Origin of the sequence: Paractinoplanes hotanensis (genome assembly GCF_023717965.1) — a bacterium.
GTDB classification, from domain to species: domain Bacteria; phylum Actinomycetota; class Actinomycetes; order Mycobacteriales; family Micromonosporaceae; genus Actinoplanes; species Actinoplanes polyasparticus.
In genome coordinates, this window is sequence record NZ_JAMQOL010000042.1 from 53,578 (window position 1) to 73,080 (window position 19,503).

The 19,503-nt window shown below is 70.2% G+C and carries 16 protein-coding genes; 7 read left to right on the forward strand and 9 right to left on the reverse strand.

All coding sequences use genetic code 11. The annotated features are described in order from the left end of the window. Window positions 1-109: 109 nt before the first annotated feature. Window positions 110-919: a DedA family protein gene (locus tag LXN57_RS29440; protein ID WP_251801463.1), complete on the forward strand. Its 810-nt coding sequence runs from the start codon at window positions 110-112 to the stop codon at window positions 917-919. A 208-nt stretch (window positions 920-1,127) separates the two neighbouring features. On the opposite strand, the gene LXN57_RS29445 is transcribed toward LXN57_RS29440, so the two are convergent. The 4 genes from LXN57_RS29445 to LXN57_RS29460 form a co-directional block, all read right to left on the reverse strand. Continuing rightward, window positions 1,128-1,802 (reverse strand): class II aldolase/adducin family protein, encoded by a 675-nt coding sequence (locus LXN57_RS29445; protein ID WP_221380842.1) that lies wholly within the window; start codon window positions 1,800-1,802, stop codon window positions 1,128-1,130. A gap of 109 nt (window positions 1,803-1,911) precedes the next feature. Then, window positions 1,912-2,289: an ArsR/SmtB family transcription factor gene (locus LXN57_RS29450; RefSeq protein ID WP_014440216.1), complete on the reverse strand. Its 378-nt coding sequence runs from the start codon at window positions 2,287-2,289 to the stop codon at window positions 1,912-1,914. Window positions 2,290-3,671: 1,382 nt separating this feature from the next. Then, on the reverse strand, window positions 3,672-4,931 hold the full coding sequence (locus LXN57_RS29455; RefSeq protein WP_251801464.1) for a hypothetical protein: 1,260 nt from the start codon (window positions 4,929-4,931) through the stop codon (window positions 3,672-3,674). A gap of 71 nt (window positions 4,932-5,002) precedes the next feature. Beyond that, the gene (locus tag LXN57_RS29460) at window positions 5,003-5,884 is read right to left on the reverse strand and encodes a hypothetical protein (RefSeq protein ID WP_251801465.1); all 882 of its coding nucleotides are present in this window, start codon (window positions 5,882-5,884) and stop codon (window positions 5,003-5,005) included. A gap of 404 nt (window positions 5,885-6,288) precedes the next feature. Between LXN57_RS29460 and LXN57_RS29465 the strand changes: the two genes are divergently transcribed. Further along, window positions 6,289-6,465 (forward strand): hypothetical protein, encoded by a 177-nt coding sequence (locus LXN57_RS29465; protein WP_221380845.1) that lies wholly within the window; start codon window positions 6,289-6,291, stop codon window positions 6,463-6,465. 207 nt (window positions 6,466-6,672) lie between these two features. Here the strand turns inward: LXN57_RS29465 and clpB are convergent, their stop codons facing one another. Beyond that, complete coding sequence (clpB, locus tag LXN57_RS29470; RefSeq protein ID WP_251801466.1) at window positions 6,673-9,261, reverse strand: ATP-dependent chaperone ClpB; 2,589 nt, start codon at window positions 9,259-9,261, stop codon at window positions 6,673-6,675. A gap of 142 nt (window positions 9,262-9,403) precedes the next feature. On the opposite strand from clpB, the gene LXN57_RS29475 reads away from it, so the two are divergent. From LXN57_RS29475 to LXN57_RS29490, 4 genes are all read left to right on the forward strand, one after another. After that, the gene (locus tag LXN57_RS29475; RefSeq protein ID WP_251801467.1) at window positions 9,404-10,633 is read left to right on the forward strand and encodes a sugar efflux transporter; all 1,230 of its coding nucleotides are present in this window, start codon (window positions 9,404-9,406) and stop codon (window positions 10,631-10,633) included. 22 nt (window positions 10,634-10,655) lie between these two features. Next, window positions 10,656-11,153 (forward strand): cation:proton antiporter regulatory subunit, encoded by a 498-nt coding sequence (locus tag LXN57_RS29480; RefSeq protein ID WP_251801468.1) that lies wholly within the window; start codon window positions 10,656-10,658, stop codon window positions 11,151-11,153. Between the two features lie 41 nt (window positions 11,154-11,194). Beyond that, the gene (locus LXN57_RS29485; RefSeq protein ID WP_251801469.1) at window positions 11,195-12,403 is read left to right on the forward strand and encodes a cation:proton antiporter; all 1,209 of its coding nucleotides are present in this window, start codon (window positions 11,195-11,197) and stop codon (window positions 12,401-12,403) included. A 126-nt stretch (window positions 12,404-12,529) separates the two neighbouring features. After that, window positions 12,530-12,979 carry a hypothetical protein gene (locus tag LXN57_RS29490; RefSeq protein ID WP_221380850.1) on the forward strand — a complete coding sequence of 150 codons (450 nt, stop codon included), beginning with the start codon at window positions 12,530-12,532 and terminating at the stop codon, window positions 12,977-12,979. A gap of 27 nt (window positions 12,980-13,006) precedes the next feature. Here LXN57_RS29490 and LXN57_RS29495 read toward each other — a convergent pair whose 3' ends face one another. The 4 genes from LXN57_RS29495 to dnaK form a co-directional block, all read right to left on the reverse strand. Beyond that, window positions 13,007-13,441, reverse strand: a complete 435-nt coding sequence (locus LXN57_RS29495; protein WP_251801470.1) for a heat shock protein transcriptional repressor HspR — start codon at window positions 13,439-13,441, stop codon at window positions 13,007-13,009. Between the two features lie 18 nt (window positions 13,442-13,459). Beyond that, window positions 13,460-14,659 carry a molecular chaperone DnaJ gene (gene dnaJ, locus LXN57_RS29500; protein WP_251801471.1) on the reverse strand — a complete coding sequence of 400 codons (1,200 nt, stop codon included), beginning with the start codon at window positions 14,657-14,659 and terminating at the stop codon, window positions 13,460-13,462. A gap of 67 nt (window positions 14,660-14,726) precedes the next feature. Beyond that, a complete protein-coding gene (gene grpE / locus LXN57_RS29505; protein ID WP_251801472.1) occupies window positions 14,727-15,377 on the reverse strand; it encodes a nucleotide exchange factor GrpE in 651 nt (216 codons plus the stop codon). Beyond that, window positions 15,374-17,260 (reverse strand): molecular chaperone DnaK, encoded by a 1,887-nt coding sequence (gene dnaK / locus LXN57_RS29510; protein ID WP_251801473.1) that lies wholly within the window; start codon window positions 17,258-17,260, stop codon window positions 15,374-15,376. Before dnaK ends, grpE begins: the two co-directional genes overlap by 4 nt. 210 nt (window positions 17,261-17,470) lie before the next feature. Here dnaK and LXN57_RS29515 point away from each other — a divergent pair, with 210 nt between their 5' ends. Beyond that, the gene (locus LXN57_RS29515) at window positions 17,471-19,477 is read left to right on the forward strand and encodes an ABC transporter (RefSeq protein ID WP_438872927.1); all 2,007 of its coding nucleotides are present in this window, start codon (window positions 17,471-17,473) and stop codon (window positions 19,475-19,477) included. Window positions 19,478-19,503: the final 26 nt, after the last annotated feature.

Sequence of the window (19,503 nt, forward strand, 5' to 3'; positions counted from 1 at the left end):
GGATGGCCCCGGACCACCCGCCGGGGCCGCCATCCCTTCTCGGATGGAAAAGCTGCGCACAGCGAACGGAAACGAAAGACATAGGTATCTGGGCGTACCCTGGCTCCTCGTGACAGTCCGCGCGCTCGGCGACGCCCTCGCCTTCAACCCCCTGGATCCGAAGGATCTGCTCCAAACCTTCGGCGTGGTCGGTGTCTGGGCGATCATGTTCGCCGAGACGGGTCTGCTGGTCGGTTTCTTCTTCCCCGGCGACTCGCTGCTGTTCCTGGCCGGCGTGGCGGCCTCCCCGGTGGCCGACTCGATCTTCGGCACCCAGCTGTCGTACGTCGGGCTGCTGATCGGCGCGCCGATCTGCGCCATCGTCGGCGCCCAGCTCGGCCACTGGCTGGGGGCGCGCTACGGCACGCGCATGTTCGACCGGCCGGACTCGAAGCTCTTCAAGAAGGAGTACGTCGAGAAGGCGGAGTACTACTTCGAGAAATTCGGCCCCGCCAAGGCCGTTGTGCTGGCCCGCTTCATCCCGATCGTGCGCACGTTCCTCAACCCGGTCGCGGGCACACTGGGCATGCCGGCCCGCAAGTTCCTGCTCTGGAACATCGTCGGAGCGGTCCTCTGGACCGACGGCATCATCATCGTCGGCCACACGCTGGCCCAGCAGATCTACGACGCCATCGGCGATCACATCGACCGCTACATCCTGCCGGTCGTGGCGTTGATCGTCCTGATCTCGATCCTGCCCATCCTGATCGAGATCGTGCGCGAGCGCCGCCACAAGAAGAAGGCCGGGCCCTCGGCCCCGCCCGAGCCGTCGGCCGCTATCGGCGTCGTGGCCGCGGCCAGCATCGCCGGCCTGGTCGAGGCCGCCCGTCACGACGACGAGGACGACTCCCGGAACCCGCGCTCGCACCGCCGCCACTGACCCGCTCTACCGGCCGGCCTTTCTGTAAGAACACAGCAGCGCCCGGCACGGGACCTCTCGGGGAGCCGTGCCGGGCGCTGATGTGTGTGTGCTTGCTGCTCGTCGGTGGGGATGGTTCGCGTGGCCGGAACGGGACGTGCCCCGGCTGCGCCGATCCGCTCTGCGCCGTTGGGGGCGGGCGCGGGGCGGGTCGACCGGTTGGTGCGTGTCAGACCGTGACGGCGGTGGAGCCGTACAGGCGGTCCAGGAACTCATCGGGGCAGTCGCGGAGGTTCTCCAGGCGGCCGGCGGACAGCGCCCGGTAGGTGAGTTCCGCTGCTTCCTCAAGGTTGCGGGCACGTTTGTGCGCCAATTCGATCGTGTCGCCCAGCACCACGCAGCCATGCTGACTCAGCACCAGGCAGTCGGTGCCGTCAGCGGCCATCGCGGCGGTCAGAGCGGCAAGCTCGGTCGTGCCGGGGAGCCGGAACGGCACCGTCGAGACACGGCGCAGGTAATACGCGTGGTCGGTGGTGACGATCCGGATGTGCTCACCCAGTGCATCGAGCAGGAGTGCGGTCTGCGGATGCAAATGGATGATGGCGTTGACGTCGGGACGGGCCCGATACAGCGCCAGGTGCAGAGCCAGTTCGCTCGTCGGCTCGATCGCGGGTGGTGGCACATTGCCCACCAGCGCGGGCGAGCCGTCAGACACTCGGACGGCCGCGAACGTGGTCCGGCTCAGCCGGCCCAGCCAAGAACCGCTGCCGGTGACCCAGATGGCGTCCTCGTCGGGGATCCGGGCGGAGAGGTTTCCGCCCGACCCGGCGACGAGGCCGGCCTGGACCACGTCGAAACCCACGTACGCGAGCTGGTCACGCAGATCGCCGTGGACGTAGTTCACCCGTTACTCCTGAAGGTCCTGGGGGGTGGACTGGGAGGAGGAGAGGTCTGCTGCCTGGCGCCACGCCCCGCGTGGTGCCGGTGACGCCAGGCGATTCCCTGCGGAGCGGTCAGCGCGCCTTCTTCGTAGCCCGCTTACGAGGCGGGGTCAGCAGGTCGGCGATCGTCGCGATGGCGGTCGGCACGAGCCGGTAGTAGGCCCACACTCCCCGCTTCTCCCGCTCGAGCAGACCGGCCTCGGTCAGGATCCGCAGGTGGTGACTCACCGTCGGCTGCGACAGACCAAGCGGAGCGGTCAGGTCGCAGACGCAGGCTTCGCCGTCCGTCGCGGACTGGATAAGGCTGAGCAGCCGAAGCCGGGCCGGATCGGCGAGTGCCTTCAGCACTCCCGCAAGCCGCTCGGCGTCGGCACGTTCAATAGGCTCGCCGGCTAGCGGCGAGATCTGAGGCATTGTCATTTCCGCCAACGCAGTTCCCACGATCTCCATCCTTCCACCAACTGCATCGATTCTCCTGCATGTGCGCAGGAACGAACCGGCTAACTTTCAGGCCGTAAGGCCGACGTCGATCACCGGGACGGTCGATCGGGAGTGGCCGGCAACCCGAGCCTCCGATGCGCCCATACCGCCGTACCGACTTCGGTCTCTGCCTCCTGCAACGCCTCAGCCGCCATCAGGACGCTGCCCATCTGTGTCGAGGTCTCGATCCCCGCCCCGGGAGTGAGACGCCCCACATTGTCAATTCGTCGATCCATTGCCCTTCGTGAAGCACGGGCTGGTCGCTGATCCGTTTCGCCTGGGCCCGCACCCGCCCCGACGACGTCATCTCGCCACCTTGCGCTCGCTCCCGGAACCGGGCGGCCCGGCATCGGAAGTTCACGACCCGATGAAAGCACGGCGCCACGCTGCGCGACGGGCAATTCAGTGATGAATTTACGCAGGTCGTGCCGTGCTTGCATGCATCGAGCGTACTTGCTGGAACGAAACCGGAACCTTTCGCCCTGGCGGTGCGCAACGTAACTATTGACGCACAGCATTGAGTCGATCTAAAAAGAAACCTTACAGATCCGGCGGTCCCTTTCGCCCCATGCCGGGAACATCGATGCAGCTCAAAGCTCCTATGCCGGGGGTCACAGGCCGCCTGGGCGACAGATCACCCGGTCGAGGTGCTGAGAAGCTCCTGTGAATCGCGTCATCGGACGTTTACCCATCCAGCGAAAAACACCCTCCGACCGGCGACGGCGCGCTATCCGGACAGCCGATTGAGTGACGAGGCTGGATGACAAACTTACCCGTTCGGGTGACCCATACCCATCAATGTGAGGGGTCATGCCATCAATTTGAGGGGGTAACTGGTCGGTAACAACCCGACAGTGTGTTGTCCGGAACTCATCATCCGATGTGCTCCGCGCCCGCCTGCACCCGGGTCCCGCTCATCCATTGTCCACACTGGCCGTTGTCCGACGGGAGAGGCGCCTTCGTCCGCCAGGCTGGCGCCCGGTCCGGTGAGAGCCTCCGTCAAAGGTTGAGCATCGTTCGCATCGGCGTCGTAGTCAGCGGCCGTCCTGGCGTTCAACGGATTGCGGCGCGAGCCCTCAGATGCCGCGAGCGCGCCTCGCGCCGTCAGGAGAGCCCGGCCTCCGTGCGGAGACGATTTCACGACTCACGTCAGCCGCTGGACGGCCGCAGCGCCCTACGCAAGGTGGGCACGGGCCGACCTTGCGGCTGGACGGGTCGAGTGCCGCTCACCACAACCAACGACAGCGTCCGGCAGAGGCTCACCGCACAGTGCCGCGCGAAGCGCTGGACCGGTTCGACGTCGAGTGCGGACCCATCAGAACGAACCGATGGCGTTGAGCGAAGCCCGACTGCTACGACTGGTCGGAGGTCCGAGTCTGGTCGGGAGAGGGTTGACGGGCGGGCGCGGACGATGGCGGCTGCTCGGTCATCGGCTGCTGATCCGTGACCGACATCTCGCCGCTTGGCGACGAGGCCTGTGCCGGCTGCTGGGTGGCCGCCCGCTCCTGTTCCGCAGGCGCGTGATGGTCCGCAGCAGCCGGTTGAGTGGGGCGCGCGTACGGAGAGTGGGGGTCCGCCGGCGGATGTGGGGCCGGTGCCGGCTGGGTGGGGCCCTGGGGTGTGAAGGCAGCGTTCGGCGCGTGGTCGGCGGGCCGGGCGTAGGGCGAGTGATCCGGGTGCGTCGAGCCGGGGTTCGGGGCCTGCGCGGGGTGAGACTCGGGGCCGTAACCGTGGGCCGGCGGGTAGGCGCCGTCCGCGTAGCCCGCCGATTGGATCCCGGGTAACGGGTAGCCCGTCGGGGCTGGGTAGCCGGCGAGTTGGCCTCCGGGCGCGGGGTGACCCGCCGGCTGGCCACCAAGGGGTGGGTAGCCCGCCGACTGGGCTCCAGAAGCTGGGTAACCCGCCGCCGGCTGGTTTGCGGTGGGTGGGTAGCCCGGGCCGGGGTAGGCCGACGGGTACGCGGCGTTGGCGGGAACGCCGTGGCCGGGATAGGCGGCGCCGTAGACCGGCTGTGGGGCCGACGGGGCGGCCGGGCGCCGGAAGAAGGTGCGCGGCGTGGTCAGAATCAGGATGCCGACCAGCGCGTAGCCGAGGATCTGGGCGATCGCGAGGCCGGCGTTCGTGCCGATCCAGCCGTCGGGGTAGGCATCGCTCAGCTGGGCGCCCAGCGACCACGGCGCCGAGTTGCCACTGCGCTGGGCGGCCAGCGTCAGCACGCCGGCCGTGCCGCCCAGGATCCCCAGGACGCTGACGACGAGGGTGGCGATGCGGGCGGCGTTGCTGCCGCGGCGCAGCGACAGGCCGACCACCACGAAGAGCGCGAAGGCGATCACGGCGAGGGCCAGGGCGATCGCCGCGCCGAGCCAGACGACCGCCACGTAGTACTCCGGGTCGTTGTCGCCGGTGAAGCTGCCGGAGACCGGGGCGGCCGTCACGTCCCGGAACCGGTCGATCGTGCCGGGCACGATGGCCACCGTCGCGATGGCATAGATCAGGCCGACTCCGGCCATCAGCCACAGCAGGGCGGCAGCGAACGTCACCGCGGGCGGCCGGCCCGGCGGCGACACCGGCGGCGCGGCGGCGATCGGCGGTGGCTGGACTGGGTACGACATCGACGACTCCCCGCGGTGATCCGTTGCGCCGAACCTACCCGGGCGTGGCCGCGAGCGGGGCGCGAACCCCGTCAGGCCGGGTCGGTGGGCGGCTTCGGCGGCTGGTCACCACTGGTCGACGGCGGCGGGTTGGGATCCACCGGCGGCGGCGCGAACGGATCCGATGGCGGCGGGAAGGCGGAAGCGGGCGGCGGCGCCTGACCCGGATACGGCGACAATCCGGGAGCCGGCTGCCCCGGCTGCCCCTGCTGCCCGGGGTACGACGGTCCGGACGAAGGCTGGCCCGGGTAGGAGGGCCCGGACGTGGGCTGGCCCGGGTAGGAGGGCCCGGACGTGGGCTGGCCCGGGAAGGGCTGGCCCGGGTACGGCGGCTGAGCCGGGTACCCCGGCTGGCCGTAGCCGGCACCGCCCGGGTACTGCGGATAGGGCACCGACGGATCCCAGGCCGCCGCCGGCTTGCGGAAGAACTCGTTGGCCGCCGGCAGGGCCAGCAGGATGACCGTCGCCAGGATCGCCAGCAGCGCGATTACCGACAGCGTCGTGTTGGACGCCGAATACCAGGACGGCAGCGCCTCTTCCAACCGTTGCTGCACCTCGGCCTCCGACGGGCCGCCGGTGGTCGTGCCGGTGCCCATCGAGCCGGCCAGCGCCGTACTGCCCAGGCTGACCCCGAAGCAGCACAGCGAGATGCCGCCGATGACCCAGGTGACGATCCGCGCCGGGTTCTTGCCCCGGCCGTCGAACAGCGCCAGCACGGCGAACCCGATGCCGATCAACAGGTTGACGATCGCCCCGCCGACGAAGATGGCGCCGATGAACGACTCGGCGCCCTCAGCCTCGGTGCCGGCGTAGACGTCCCGGATGGCGTCGGTGAGCTGTCCGGCGATCGAGAACGTGGTCAACGCGTTGATCACCTGGATGGCCGCCACCGCGTAGAGCAGATAGACCGCCACGGTGACGACCGTCGGACGCGGCCGCGCCGCGGATGCCGGAGAACCAGGAACGGTCACAATGCCCCCAAAACTTGATCCATTCACGGTATCGGGCGGTTGCCAACTCCGCGACCGACCCACGGAGTCACGCAAACTGTGGCAACATCGGCCGACGATGACCGATATATCCGTAAATAGGTCGCTCGTTCAGGGGGCGACACGGGTACGCCGTGATCTCTACACTTTCGTCGTGGCATCGACGCGGCAGCACCAGCCTCCCGCGATGCCCCCTGCCCGCACGAGTCGCCCGCCCCGCCTGAAGAGCGCCTGGGCCGAGGCAGACAGTCGCCGGGCAAGAGTCCCGTTACGCCGGCCGCGTGACCACACCGCGGCGGCCCCAGACCTCTTAAGGACCGGTGAGTCCCATGCCCCACGCCGATACTCTGACCGTCGTTCACCATGACGACACGAAGACCCGCTTCAAAGACGTCCGCTATCAGCTCCACCGCGACGGCATCCGCATCTGGTCCGCCGAGGGGGAACAGGTCGTCACCGACGTGCTGATGACGCAGGCCTACCGGCAGAGGCCGGCCACAAACTAAGACTCACAACTGAAGACGCGAGGGGCCCCGGGCTGATCGAAAGATCAAAACCCGGGGCCTTTTCCCGTACGGGGTGAGCCGCGCGACAACCGAGCCGAGCGACAACCAAGCCGCGTCACCAAGCGCGCGACCGAGCCGAGCCACGCCACCAAGCGAGCGCGCGACCGAGCCGCGCGACCAAGCGAGCCGCGCGACCCGACGAGGCGATCAGCCGCGCGTCACCCGCAGCCCGTCCTTGCCGTCGCCCAGGTCGACCAGCACCGTGTCGCCGTCCTGGATCTCCCCGGCCAGCAGCGCCTTGGCCAGCGCGTCGCCGATCGTCGACTGCACCAGCCGCCGCAGCGGTCGGGCGCCGTAGATCGGGTCGTACCCGTGCTCGCCCAGCCAGTCGACCGCGGTCGAGCTCACCTCGAGAACCAGACGACGGTCGGCGAGCCGGGTACGAAGCCGGCCCAGCTGGATGTCGACGATCGCGGCCAGGTCGTCCCGGGTCAGCGCGTGGAAGACCACGATGTCGTCGAGCCGGTTGAGGAACTCGGGCTTGAAGTGCCCGCGCACCACGGCCAGCACCTCGTCGCGCCGCTCCTCGTCGCCCATGGTGATGTCGGCCGCCTGCGAGCCCAGGTTCGACGTGAGCACCAGGATGGCGTTGCGGAAGTCGACCGTGCGGCCCTGCCCGTCGGTGAGCCGGCCGTCGTCGAGCACCTGGAGCAGCACGTCGAAGACGTCCGGGTGGGCCTTCTCGACCTCGTCGAGCAGCACCACGCTGTACGGCCGGCGCCGCACCGCCTCGGTGAGCTGCCCGCCCTCCTCGTAGCCGACGTATCCGGGCGGGGCGCCGACGAGCCGCGCCACCGAGTGCTTCTCGCCGTACTCGCTCATGTCGATGCGGACCATGGCCCGCTCGTCGTCGAAGAGGAACCCGGCCAGGGCCTTGGCCAGCTCGGTCTTGCCGACGCCGGTGGGGCCGAGGAACAGGAAGCTGCCGGTCGGCCGGTCGGGGTCGGCGATGCCGGCCCGGGCCCGGCGCACGGCGCTGGCCACCGCGGCCACCGCCTCGGCCTGGCCGACCACCTTGCCGCGCAGCGATTCCTCCATGCGCAGCAGCTTGGCCGTCTCGCCCTCCATCATCCGGCCGGCCGGGATGCCGGTCCACGACGAGATCACCTCGGCGATGTCGTCCGCGCCGACCTCTTCCTTGACCATCGGCGGTTCCTCGCCGGCCTCCAGGTCGGCCGCAGCCGCGGTGGCCAGCTCCGACTCGAGGGCCGGGATCTCCTGGTACTGCAGCCGGGACGCGGTCTCCCAGTCGGCGTCGCGCTGGGCCCGCTCGAGCGAGGCCCTGGTCTCGTCGAGCTGCTTCTTCAGCTCGCCGACCCGGTTGAGGCCGCCCCGCTCGCGTTCCCACCGCGCGTTCATCATGCCGAGCTCGCGGTCCCGGTCGATCAGGTCGCGGTTGAGCCGCTCGAGGCGGGCCACCGACGCCGGGTCGGTCTCCTTCTCGAGGGCGAGCTTCTCGATCCGCATCCGGTCGACGAGGCGCTGCAGCTGGTCGAGCTCGACCGGCCGGGAGTCGATCTCCATACGGAGGCGGGACGCGGCCTCGTCGATCAGGTCGATCGCCTTGTCGGGCAGGAAGCGGTCGCTGATGTAGCGGTCGGACAGGGAGGCCGCGGCGACCAGGGCGGCGTCGGTGATCTGCACCCGGTGGTGGGCCTCGTAGCGGCCCTTGAGCCCGCGCAGGATGCCGATCGTGTCCTCGACCGTCGGTTCCCCGACCACCACCGGCTGGAAGCGCCGCTCGAGGGCCGGGTCCTTCTCGATGTGCTCGCGGTACTCGTCGAGGGTGGTCGCGCCGACCATGCGCAGCTCACCGCGGGCCAGCATCGGCTTGAGCATGTTGCCGGCGTCCATCGAGCCCTCGCCCTTGCCGGCGCCGACGACCGTGTGCAGCTCGTCGAGGAACGTGACGACCTGGCCGTTGGAGTTGCGGATCTCTTCGAGGACGCTCTTCAGCCGCTCCTCGAACTGACCGCGGTACTGCGCGCCGGCCACCATCGCGCCCAGGTCGAGCGAGACCAGCTTCTTGTCGCGCAGGGTCTCGGGCACGTCACCGGCCACGATGCGCTGGGCCAGGCCCTCGACGATCGCCGTCTTGCCGACGCCGGGCTCGCCGATGAGGACCGGGTTGTTCTTCGTACGCCGGGAGAGCACCTGAACGACCCGGCGGATCTCGGCGTCGCGGCCGATGACCGGGTCGATCTTGCCCTCGCGGGCCAGCGCGGTCAGGTCGACGCTGTATTTCTCGAGCGCCTTGTACGTCTGCTCGGGGTCGGCGTTGGTGACCCGGCGCTCGCCCCCGCGCACCTGCGGGAAGGCGGCGACCAGAGCCTCCTCGGTGGCGCCGACGTCCTTGAGGGCCCGGCCGACAGCTCCGCCGACCCGGGCCAGACCGGCCAGCAGGTGCTCGGTCGAGATGTATTCGTCGCCGAGCGGCTGGGCGATCAGCTCGGCCTCGCCGATCGCGTTGACGAATTCGCGCGAGAGGCTGGGCTCGGCCGTGCTCGCCCCCCGGGCGGAAGGCAACTGCTCGACGGCCCGCAGCGCCACCCGGCGTACGTCGGCGGGGTTGGCCCCCACCGCCCGCAGCATCGCCGGCGCTGTAGAGCCGCCGGTGTCGAGCAAAGCCAGCAACATGTGCCACGGCTCGACGGTGGCGTGCCCCCGGCGCCCGGCGTCGGCGACCGCCCCCGTGATCACATCGCGGCTCTTGGTGGTCAAACGTTCGGCGTTCATGTGCTCCCCTGATCGAACCCCACCGAGACTTGAGCGTGCTCAACTCAACTCTATGCCGAGGGCGCTACCGCGACAACGTGAGTCGTGATGGTCGCCACGGACTCCCCGAAAGAGCGCGGCGTGGCCCGTAACGTAGGGAATCATGGCCGTTCCACCGGCGGCGCACGGCTCGATGTCGCGGCGCCTGCTCCCGCTCGCCCTGATCTTCATGGCCGTCGGGATCGGCACCTCCTTCGCCGGGCCCTTCCTGGCTCTGTTCCTCAGCGACGGCGTGCACGCCGGCCCGCTCCGGACAACGATCTTTCTGCTCGTCGCGCCGCTCTCCGGTGTCGTGGTGTCGTGGCTGGTCGGGCGCCTGTCCGACCGCCGTCCGATGCGCCGCAAGCTGCTGCTTTCGGCCGCGCTGGCCGGCATGGCCGGTGCCGTGCTCACCGCGTTCATCCGCGACTACTGGGTGCTCCTCGCGGTCACCGTGACGCTGACCTCGCTGGCCGGCGCGCTCTTCCCGCAGAGCTTCGCGTACGCCCGGCAGGTGCTCCAGCAGGGCGACCCGCGCCGGGCGGCCATGGGCATCAGCACGCTGCGCATGCTCTTCTCGGTCGCCTGGGTCGCCGGGCCGCCGCTGGCCGCGCTCCTGATCGCCGCGCGCGGCTTCGCCTACACGTACGGCCTGGTCGCGATCATGTACGGCTTGGCCGCCGTGATCGTCTACCGCTGGCTGCCCGAGGTCGCCGTCCCGGCCGGTCCGGCCGAACACGAGACGGATGACGTGCCCGAGGCCCCGCGGTCGACGATCTTCCTGCTGGTCGCGGGCTTCATCGTCGTGCAGACCGCGATTACGCTGGGTGTGCAGGCCATGCCGCTGTTCGTCAGCATCGACCTGGGCGGCTCGGTGAGCGGAGCCGGCCTCATTCTCGGGCTGTGCGCGGCGCTCGAGATCCCGCTGCTGCTCGGCTTCGGCGCGCTCGGCACCCGGCTGCCACTGCGCTCGCTCATCCTCGTCGGCGTGGTCTTCGGCGTCGCGTACCAGGCCGTGGCGGTCACCGCCGGCTCGGTGTGGGTGCTGGCCGCGGCCCAGATCCTCAACGCCGCCTTCATCGCGGCCGTCGGCGGGCTGAGCATCACCTACATGCAGGACCTGATGCCGGGCCACCACGGACGGGCCACCACGATGATCACCAACACCTTCCCGATCGGCCAGGTCCTCGCCGCGCCCGCGTTCGGCCTGGCCCAGCAGTTCGACTACCGGCTCGCGTACGGCGTGAATCTCGCCCTGTGCGTGCTGGGCTTCCTGCTGATCCTGGCCGCCCGGCGAACCCGGCGAATCGTCCCGGAAGTGCGGCCGGAGGCCATGCTGACCGGAACCGCGTGACTGCTGGGCTACCGTTGTGATCGTGCGTGTACGGGTGGAACAGACTCCGTTGCCGGGAATCGGCGTCCGGCATGACCTGGTGACGTCCTCGGGGCGTACCGTCGGCGTGGTCTCGCACCGCAATGGCCGCCGTGACCTGGTGCTGTACGACATCGACGACCCGGATTCGTGCCTGGCGTCGATCCCGCTGACCGACGACGAGGCCGAGGCTCTGGCCGACGTGCTCGGCGCCTCGCTCATGCTGGGCCAGCTGGCCGGGCTCCGGCAGCAGGCGTCCGGGCTGCTCACCGAGCAGATCGCGCTGCCCGCCGGCTCACCCTTCGTCCGGCGCAAGCTGGGCGACACGCGCACGCGCACCCGCACCGGCGCCTCGATCGTGGCCGTGATGCGCGACCGCGAGGTCATCGCCTCCCCCGGCCCCGAGTTCGTCTTCGAAGCGAACGACGTGGTGGTCGCGGTCGGCACCCGTCAGGGCCTGGACGGCGCCACCGCCATCCTGGCCGGCGACACCGAAGACTGAGCCTGCCCGCGGCGAAACCCCAGAGACGAGCGGGTCCCGGAATGCACGAAACGACGATCCTCCTCATCGAGGTCGGTGCCTTACTTTTCGCTCTCGGCATGCTCGGCCGCCTCGGCCGGCGCTTCGGGCTCTCGCCGATCCCGCTCTATCTGCTGGCCGGCCTGGCCTTCGGGCACGGCGGATTCGTGCCGCTCTCGGCGAGCGAGGAGTTCATCGAGATCGGCGCCTCCATCGGCGTGATCCTGCTGCTGGTCATGCTCGGCCTCGAATACTCGGCGGGTGAACTCGTCGGCAACCTGCGCGCGGCGGCCCCCGCCGGGCTGGTCGACGCGCTGTTCAACGCCCTGCCCGGCGCGGCGTTCGCCGTCCTCCTGGGCTGGGAGTGGCAGGCCGCGCTGGTGCTGGCCGGCATCACCTGGGTCTCGTCCTCCGGGGTCATCGCCAAGGTGCTCGGTGACCTGGGCCGGCTCGGTAACCGCGAGACGCCGGTGATTCTCTCGGTGCTGGTCATCGAGGACCTCGCCATGGCCTTCTACCTGCCGCTGGTCACCGCCGTGCTGGCCGGGGTGGGCCTGATCGGCGGGCTCAAGTCGCTCGGCGTCGCCGTCGTCACCGTGGTCGCGGTGCTGGTCGTGGCGATCCGCTACGGCCGCCAGATCAGCGCCCTGATCTCGGCCAAGGACGCCGAGGCCCTGCTGCTGGGCGTCCTCGGGCTGACCCTGTTCGTGGCCGGCGTGGCCGAGGAGCTCAACGTTTCCGCCGCGGTCGGCGCCTTCCTGGTCGGCATCGCGATCTCCGGTCCGGTCGCGCACCACGCGACGCAGATGCTGTCCCCACTGCGCGACCTGTTCGCCGCGGTGTTCTTCGTCTTCTTCGGCCTGTCCACCGATCCGGCCGACATGCCCCCGGTTCTGCTGCCGGCGCTGGGACTGGCCGTGGTCACGATGCTCACCAAGGTCGCGACGGGTTACTTCGCGGCCCGCCGGGTGGGCATCGCCGTTCCCGGCCGGCTGCGGGCCGGGCTGGCCCTCATGCCGCGGGGCGAGTTCTCGATCGTCATCGCCGGGCTGGCCGTCGCGTCGGGTGTCGAGCCGCGGCTGGCCCCGCTGGCCACGGCGTACGTATTGATCACGGTCGTTTCCGGCCCGCTGCTCGCCCGGCTGCCCGATTACGACTGGTTCAAGACCTTTGTCCGCCGCTGGGGGCCGCCGACGAGACCCAAGGTGCAGCCACTCACCGCCGAGGACTGACCTGAGGCTGCATAAAGCTACTGACCGGTATCCGATTGTGAGCTCTTGACACTTTCGCCGGACAAGGTCGGCGCGCTAGTTTCGCCTGCGACAACTACGTGTTATCGGACTTTCTCGGGCGGCGACGTGACAGTGCGTGAGTCGACTTTTTTCGGGTTCGCCAATCCGGTCGATCCTCGGCCGGAAGAGCTGCAGGCGTGGGCCTATCACCCGGAGGCTGTGCCGCTCAGCGGCATGCCCCCCGACTGGGACCTGTTGATCTCCGGCGACGTCCTGGCGCCGACGCTGTTCGAACTGGCGATGGACAGGCAGTGTCCGGCTCGCCGCTTCGCCCAGCACTGCATGTACATCTACGCCGCCGACGGCGTCCGGCAGAACGCCTCGGGGCAGCGTAAGCGCCGGCTCAAGAAGTTCGTGGAGCGTGCGGAAGAGGTCGGCGACGAGCCGATGTCGATCTGGGCGCACAACTGCCGCGTGCTGATGAGCCGGCCCGAGATCTTCGACTACACCGACTGGATCGAGGGCGGCCTCGTCCGCCACCCCCGCCGGCTCGGCCTGTTCAACAACCGCAGGTAAGAGAAAAGGCCCCGCACGGGGCCTTTCCTACCTGTCGGATGCTCGCCGGGGGCGCCACACGACCAGCGCGGTCGAGGGGCGCTCCTGGCGTACCAGATCTCCACGGCCGTACGGGCTCTCGAGCTGGGCGAGGCGGGCGTACGCGTCGGCGAGCTCGTGCTCGAGCTCCCGCACCCGCTCCTGCAGGTCGCCCACCAGCTGCTCGAGTCCGATGATGCGCTTGATGCCGGCCAGGTTGACGCCTTCCTCCTGGCTGAGTTTCTGCACCTCGCGCAGCAACGCCACGTCCCGCTCGCTGTAGCGGCGCCCGCCCCCGCCGGCCCGGCCGGGCTGAACCAGCCCGAGCCGGTCGTACTGACGGAGTGTCTGCGGGTGCATCCCGGCCAGGCGAGCCGCGACCGAGATGATCAGGACCTTCGCGTCGGAGGACTGCTCGACCGAGATGCTGATCTCTTCATGCATGTGCCCCTCCCGATCCCGTTAGGTGTTCCGGCGCACCCGGGCCTCGAGCCGCTCCCGCCCGGCGGGCGGGGTCAGCTTGGCGAACCGCTCCAGCGCGTCCCGGGCCTCCCCCGTGACTCCACCCGGCATCTGCACGTCGACCGTGACGATCAGGTCTCCGGGTGGTCCGTCCTTGCGTGTGACTCCCTTGCCTCGCGCCCGCAGCTTGCGGCCGCTCGGCGTGCCCGGCGGCACCCGCAGGGTGACCGGGCCGTCCAGCGTCGGCACCCGCAGATCGGTGCCGAGCACCGCCTCCGCAATGGTGACCGGCACGACCAGGGTCAGGTCATCACCCGTACGCCCGAACAACTCGTCCGGTCGCACCATGACCTGCACGAAGAGGTCGCCCGCGGGGCCACCCCGGTCGCCCGGCTCGCCCCGGCCGCTGAGCCGGATGCGCTGACCGTCGGCCACCCCGGCCGGGAACCGGACGTTGATCGTGCGGTTCTTGGTGACCCCGCCCGTGCCCCGGCACTCCGTGCACTTCTGGTCGACGATCGTCCCCGCGCCCTGGCAGTCCCGGCAGGGCTCGGAGAAGCTGAACGATCCCTGGTTGCGCGAGATGAGGCCGGTGCCCTGGCACTGCGGGCACGTGCGCGGCGACGTGCCGGGCTTGGCCCCGCTGCCATGGCAGGTCTCGCACTCGCCGGCCGAGCGCAGCGTCAAGGGCAGCGTCGTGCCCTTCACGGCCTGCGCGAAGTCGAGCGTCACCTCGGTCTCGACATCCCGGCCGCGACGGGGACCGCCACGGCGTGCGGCGCCACCACCAGGCCCGCCGCCCGAGAATATCGAGCTGAATATGTCCGAGAAGCCGGCACCGCCGAAGCGACGGTCGCCGGGCGCGCCACCGGCCGCACCGGCGCCGCTGAACCCGCCGAACAGGTCGGACGGGTCGAACTGGGTGCCGCCACCGGAACGGGCCCCCCGGCGGAACGCGCCCGAGCCGAACAGCGAGCGCATCTCGTCGTATTCCTTGCGCTTCTTGTCGTCCGAGAGCACGTCGTACGCCTCGGAGGCGGCCTTGAACTTCTCTTCCGCCTCCTTGTTCCCGGGGTTGCGATCCGGGTGCAGATCTCGGGCGAGCTTTCGGTACGCCTTCTTGATCTCGTCGGTCGGAGCGGACTTGGGCACGCCGAGAACGGCATAGAAGTCCTTTTCGAGCCAGTCCTTCGAACTCATCCCGCCTCCCCCCTCCTGCGGCAGGTCCCGCCTGCCGCGAGGCGGCAGGCGGGACGAACGTGTGAGATCACTCCGGGTCGGCCACCGCGACCAGGGCCGGTCGCAGAAGCCGCTCGCCCAGCGTGTAACCGCGGCGCATGACCTCGACGCAGGTCGGCTCGGCGACGTCCGCGGACGTCAGGTGAGCCACCGCCTCGTGGCGGTTGGGGTCGAACGGGTCGCCCTTCTCGCCGAAGGCCACGAGCCCCAGCTTGCCGGTCGCCGTGGTCAGTGACTCGGCCACCGAGGCGAACGGGCCGGCCAGGTCGCCGTGCTCGCGCGCCCGGTCGATGTCGTCCAGCACCGGCAGCAGCGCGGTCAGCACCGCGCCGGTGGTCTGCTCGGCGGCCGCGCCCCGGTCACGGTCGACCCGCTTGCGGTAGTTGGCGTACTCGGCGGTCACCCGCTGCAGGTCGTGGGTCCGCTCGTCGAGCTCGGTCCGCAGCGCCTCCAGTTCGGCGCCGAGAGTGGGCTGCTCAACGGGCTCGTCAGCGGGCTTGGACTCCTCCTCCACTTTCGGAGCCTCCTCCTCGGGATCAGCCGCCCGGTGGGCGCCGACCGAGGCCTTGCCCTTGGCCGTGCTGGCCTTGGGCTCGGCCTTGGTGTCAATCTTGCGGCGGTCCCGGATGACGACCCGTTCGGTCGTCTGACCGTCGTTCTCGTCGTCCGCGGCGGTCACTTCTTGTCGTCCTCCACGATTTCGGCGTCGACGACGTCGTCAGCGCCGCCCGCGGCCGGACCGGAGTTCGGGGCGCTGCTCGGGCCGCCCGCGCCCGGGGCGCCGGGGGCGTCCTCGGGACCGGCGCCGGCGGCGGCCTGAGCCGGGTCACCCTGCGAGTACAGCTGCGAGCCGGCCTCCTGGGAGACCTGCGACAGCCGCTCGTGGGCGGCCTTGATCTTCTCGATGTCGGTGCCGCCCAGCGCGCCCCGAAGCTCGCCCAGCGCCTCGCCGATCTTGTTCTTGCTGTCCTCGGGCAGCTTGTCGCCGCTCTCGGCCAGGAACTTCTCGGTCTGCCACTGCAGCTGCTCGGCCAGGTTGCGGGTCTCCGCGTCGTCGCGGCGCTTCTTGTCCTCGTCCGCGTGGTCCTGAGCGTCGCGCATCATGCGCTCAATGTCGTCCTTCGGCAGCGCGGAGCCGCCGGTGATCGTCATCTTCTGCTCCTTGCCCGTGCCCAGGTCCTTCGCGGACACGTGCACGATGCCGTTGGCGTCGATGTCGAACGAGACCTCGATCTGCGGGACGCCACGGGGAGCCGGGGCGATGCCGCTGAGCTCGAAGGTGCCGAGCTTCTTGTTGTACGCGGCCATCTCGCGCTCACCCTGGAAGACCTGGATCAGCACGGACGGCTGGTTGTCCTCCGCGGTCGTGTAGACCTCGGAGCGGTGGGCCGGGATGGTCGTGTTGCGCTCGACCAGCTTGTGCATGATGCCGCCCTTGGTCTCGATGCCCAGCGACAGCGGGGTCACATCGAGAAGAAGGACGTCCTTGACCTCGCCCTTGAGCACGCCGGCCTGCAGAGCGGCGCCGACGGCGACGACCTCGTCCGGGTTGACGCCCTTGTTGGGCTCCTTGCCGGTGATGCTCTTGACCAGGTCGGCCACGGCCGGCATACGGGTCGAGCCGCCGACCAGGATGATGTGGTCGACGTCGGCCAGCTTGACGTCAGCGTCCTTGATGGCCGACTCGAACGGGCCCTTGCAGCGGTCGAGCAGGTCCTGCGTCATGCGCTGGAACTCGGCGCGCGACAGCGACATGTCGAGGTGCAGCGGGCCGTCGGGGCCGGCCGTGATGTAGGGCAGGTTGATGCTGGTGGTCGTCGCGGCCGACAGCTCGATCTTCGCCTTCTCGGCGGCCTCGCGCAGACGCTGCAGCGCCATCTTGTCGGAGCCCAGGTCGATGCCGTGCTCGCCGCGGAACGTCTTGACCAGGTGGTCGATGATCCGCTGGTCCCAGTCGTCGCCACCGAGGTGGTTGTCACCGGAGGTCGACTTGACCTCGATGACGCCGTCGCCGAGCTCGAGCAGGGACACGTCGAAGGTGCCGCCGCCGAGGTCGAAGACCAGGACGGTCTGCTCCTTGGAACCCTTGTCGAGGCCGTACGCCAGAGCGGCGGCGGTGGGCTCGTTGACGATCCGCAGGACGTTGAGGCCGGCGATCTCGCCCGCCTCCTTGGTGGCCTGCCGCTGCGCGTCGTTGAAGTAGGCCGGGACGGTGATGACCGCGTCCGTGACCGTCTCGCCGAGGTAGGCCTCGGAGTCGCGCTTGAGCTTCATCAGCACCCGCGCCGAGATCTCCTGCGGGGTGTACTTCTTGCCGTCGATGTCGATCGACCAGTTCGTGCCGACCTCGCGCTTGACCGAGCGAATGGTCCGGTCGGGGTTGGTCACGGCCTGGCGCTTGGCGACCTCACCGACGAGCACCTCACCGTTGCGGGCGAAGGCGACGATGGACGGTGTCGTCCGGGAGCCCTCCGCGTTGGCGATTACGGTGGGCTCGCCTCCTTCCAGAACGCTGACGCAGGAGTTCGTGGTGCCGAGGTCGATACCGACCGCACGTGCCATGGTTGTTTCCTCGCTTCGGGGTTGCTCAGAGAAGGTTGAGTGCAACGGACTCAATGATGCCACGGGCTCGCACATCGTCAAGTCGAAGTTGAGTCACACGGACGCAACTACGGTCGTTCACGGCGGCGTCACCAGTTCGGTAGATACCTGTCCGGTCACGGCATACCGGCACCTGTTGTCCTGCATGCATAGATCGGGCACTCTTTAGCCGTGACGACGCACGGTGACGCGGTCGGTCCGTCGGCCCTGTCCGCCGCGCCCGCCGCCACACGAGAGCCCGAGACGGTTTCCCAAGACGGCTCCGCGGGAAAGAAAGAGCAGGTCAGCTCGACGACCGCCGATGCGGCGGACCCCACTGATCGTACGGAAGCCGCCGTGCCCCGTCAGCCACATCCGGAACCGGATCCCGCGGAGTCCGCGCCCGACAAGCGCCCCGCCGACCTGGGCGAGGCCGACGCGCGGACCACCACCCCGTCGACCGCCCTCGAACTGGCCAAGCCCACCTCCGGCGTCGACCGCCTGGCCGAGGCCCTGGGCCAGCTGCGCGTGGCGATCGGCGAGACGGCGTACCCGTTGGTCATGCCCTCGGCCGAAGAGGCCCAGCGTATCGGCGCGGCCCTGGTCACCCAGCTCGACGACTACCTGGTGCCGCGCCTGACCCGGCTCGACGCGCCCCTGCTCGTCGTCGTCGGCGGCTCCACCGGCGCCGGCAAGTCGACCCTGGTCAACAGCCTGGTGCGCGCTCCCGTCAGCACGGCCGGCGTGCTGCGCCCGACCACCCGCTCGCCGGTGCTGGTCAGCAACCCGGCCGACCTGCCCTGGTTCCAGCAGGGTCAGCTGCTGCCCGGCCTGGTGCGCACCCGTGAGCCCAGCAACGAGGCCACGGCGCTCCAGATCGTCTCGGCCCCGGCCCTCGGCGGCGGCCTGGCCTTCCTCGACGCGCCCGACATCGACTCGGTGGTCGACCGTAACCGCAAGCTCGCGGCCCAGCTGCTGGCCGCCGCCGACCTGTGGCTCTTCGTCACCACCGCCGCCCGTTACGCCGACGCGGTGCCGTGGGAACTGCTGACCACGGCCCGGCTCCGCGGCACGGTGATCGCGCTGGTGCTCGACCGGGTGCCCGCCGAGGCCGCGGCCGAGGTCGCCACCCACCTGCAGGACATGCTGAACGTTCGCGACCTGGGCGGTGCGCCGCTGTTCGTGCTGCCCGAGACCAGGCTCGACGGCCAGGGGCTGATCAGCGAAGAGGTCATCGGCCCGCTGCACGACTGGTTCGGCCGGCTCGCCGCCGACAGCAACGCCCGCTCGGCGGTGGTGCGGCAGACCCTCGACGGCGCGATCACCTCGCTGGGCCCGGCCGTCGCCGGTCTCGCCGACGCCGCCGACGAGCAGGCCCGCGCGGCCAAGGCGCTGGGCGACCGGGTCACCGCGGCCTACCGCAACGGGCGCCAGACCATGGCCGAGGGGCTGCGCGACGGCCGCCTGCTGCGCGGCGAGGTGCTGGCCCGATGGCAGGAGTTCGTCGGCACCGGCGAGTTCCTCAAGACGCTCGAGAGCAAGGTCGGCCAGATGCGCGACCGGTTCATCTCGGCGCTCACCGGCCGCCCGCTGCCCGGCCGCAATCTGCAGGTGGCGCTCGAGTCGCAGCTGGTCACGCTGCTGCGCGGCATCGCGGCGGACGCGGCCGAGCAGGCGTACGCGGCCTGGCAGGCCCACCCGGCCGGCGCCGCCCTGCTCGAACCCGAGCTGCAGCGCCCCGCGGCCGACCTGCCGGGGCGGGCCGACCGACTCGTTCGCGACTGGCAGCAGTGGGTGCTCGGCCTGGTCCGGGCCGAGGGTGCCGAGAAGCGAGTGGTCGCCCGGGGCGCGGCCTACGCGGTCAACGGCGCCGGCCTGGCCGTGATGATCGCCGTGTTCACCTCGACCGCGTTCATCCCCACCGGGCTCGAGGTCGCCGCGGGCGCCGGCAGCGCCGTCGCCGCCCAGAAGGTGCTCGAGGCGATCTTCGGCGACCAGGCGATCCGGACGCTGGCCACCCAGGCCCGCGAGGAGTTCCTGCTGCGTACGGGCAAGCTGTTCGACGAGGAGGCCGCGCGCTTCACCGACCGGCTCGCCGCCGTCGGCCTCGACGAGGAACCCGGGGCCCGGCTGCGCCAGGCCGCGGCGGCCGTGGAGACTGCCCGTACCGAACTCGCGTTGACGGGAAGCACGACGTGAGCCTGATCGAGAAGGTGCGCGAGGCG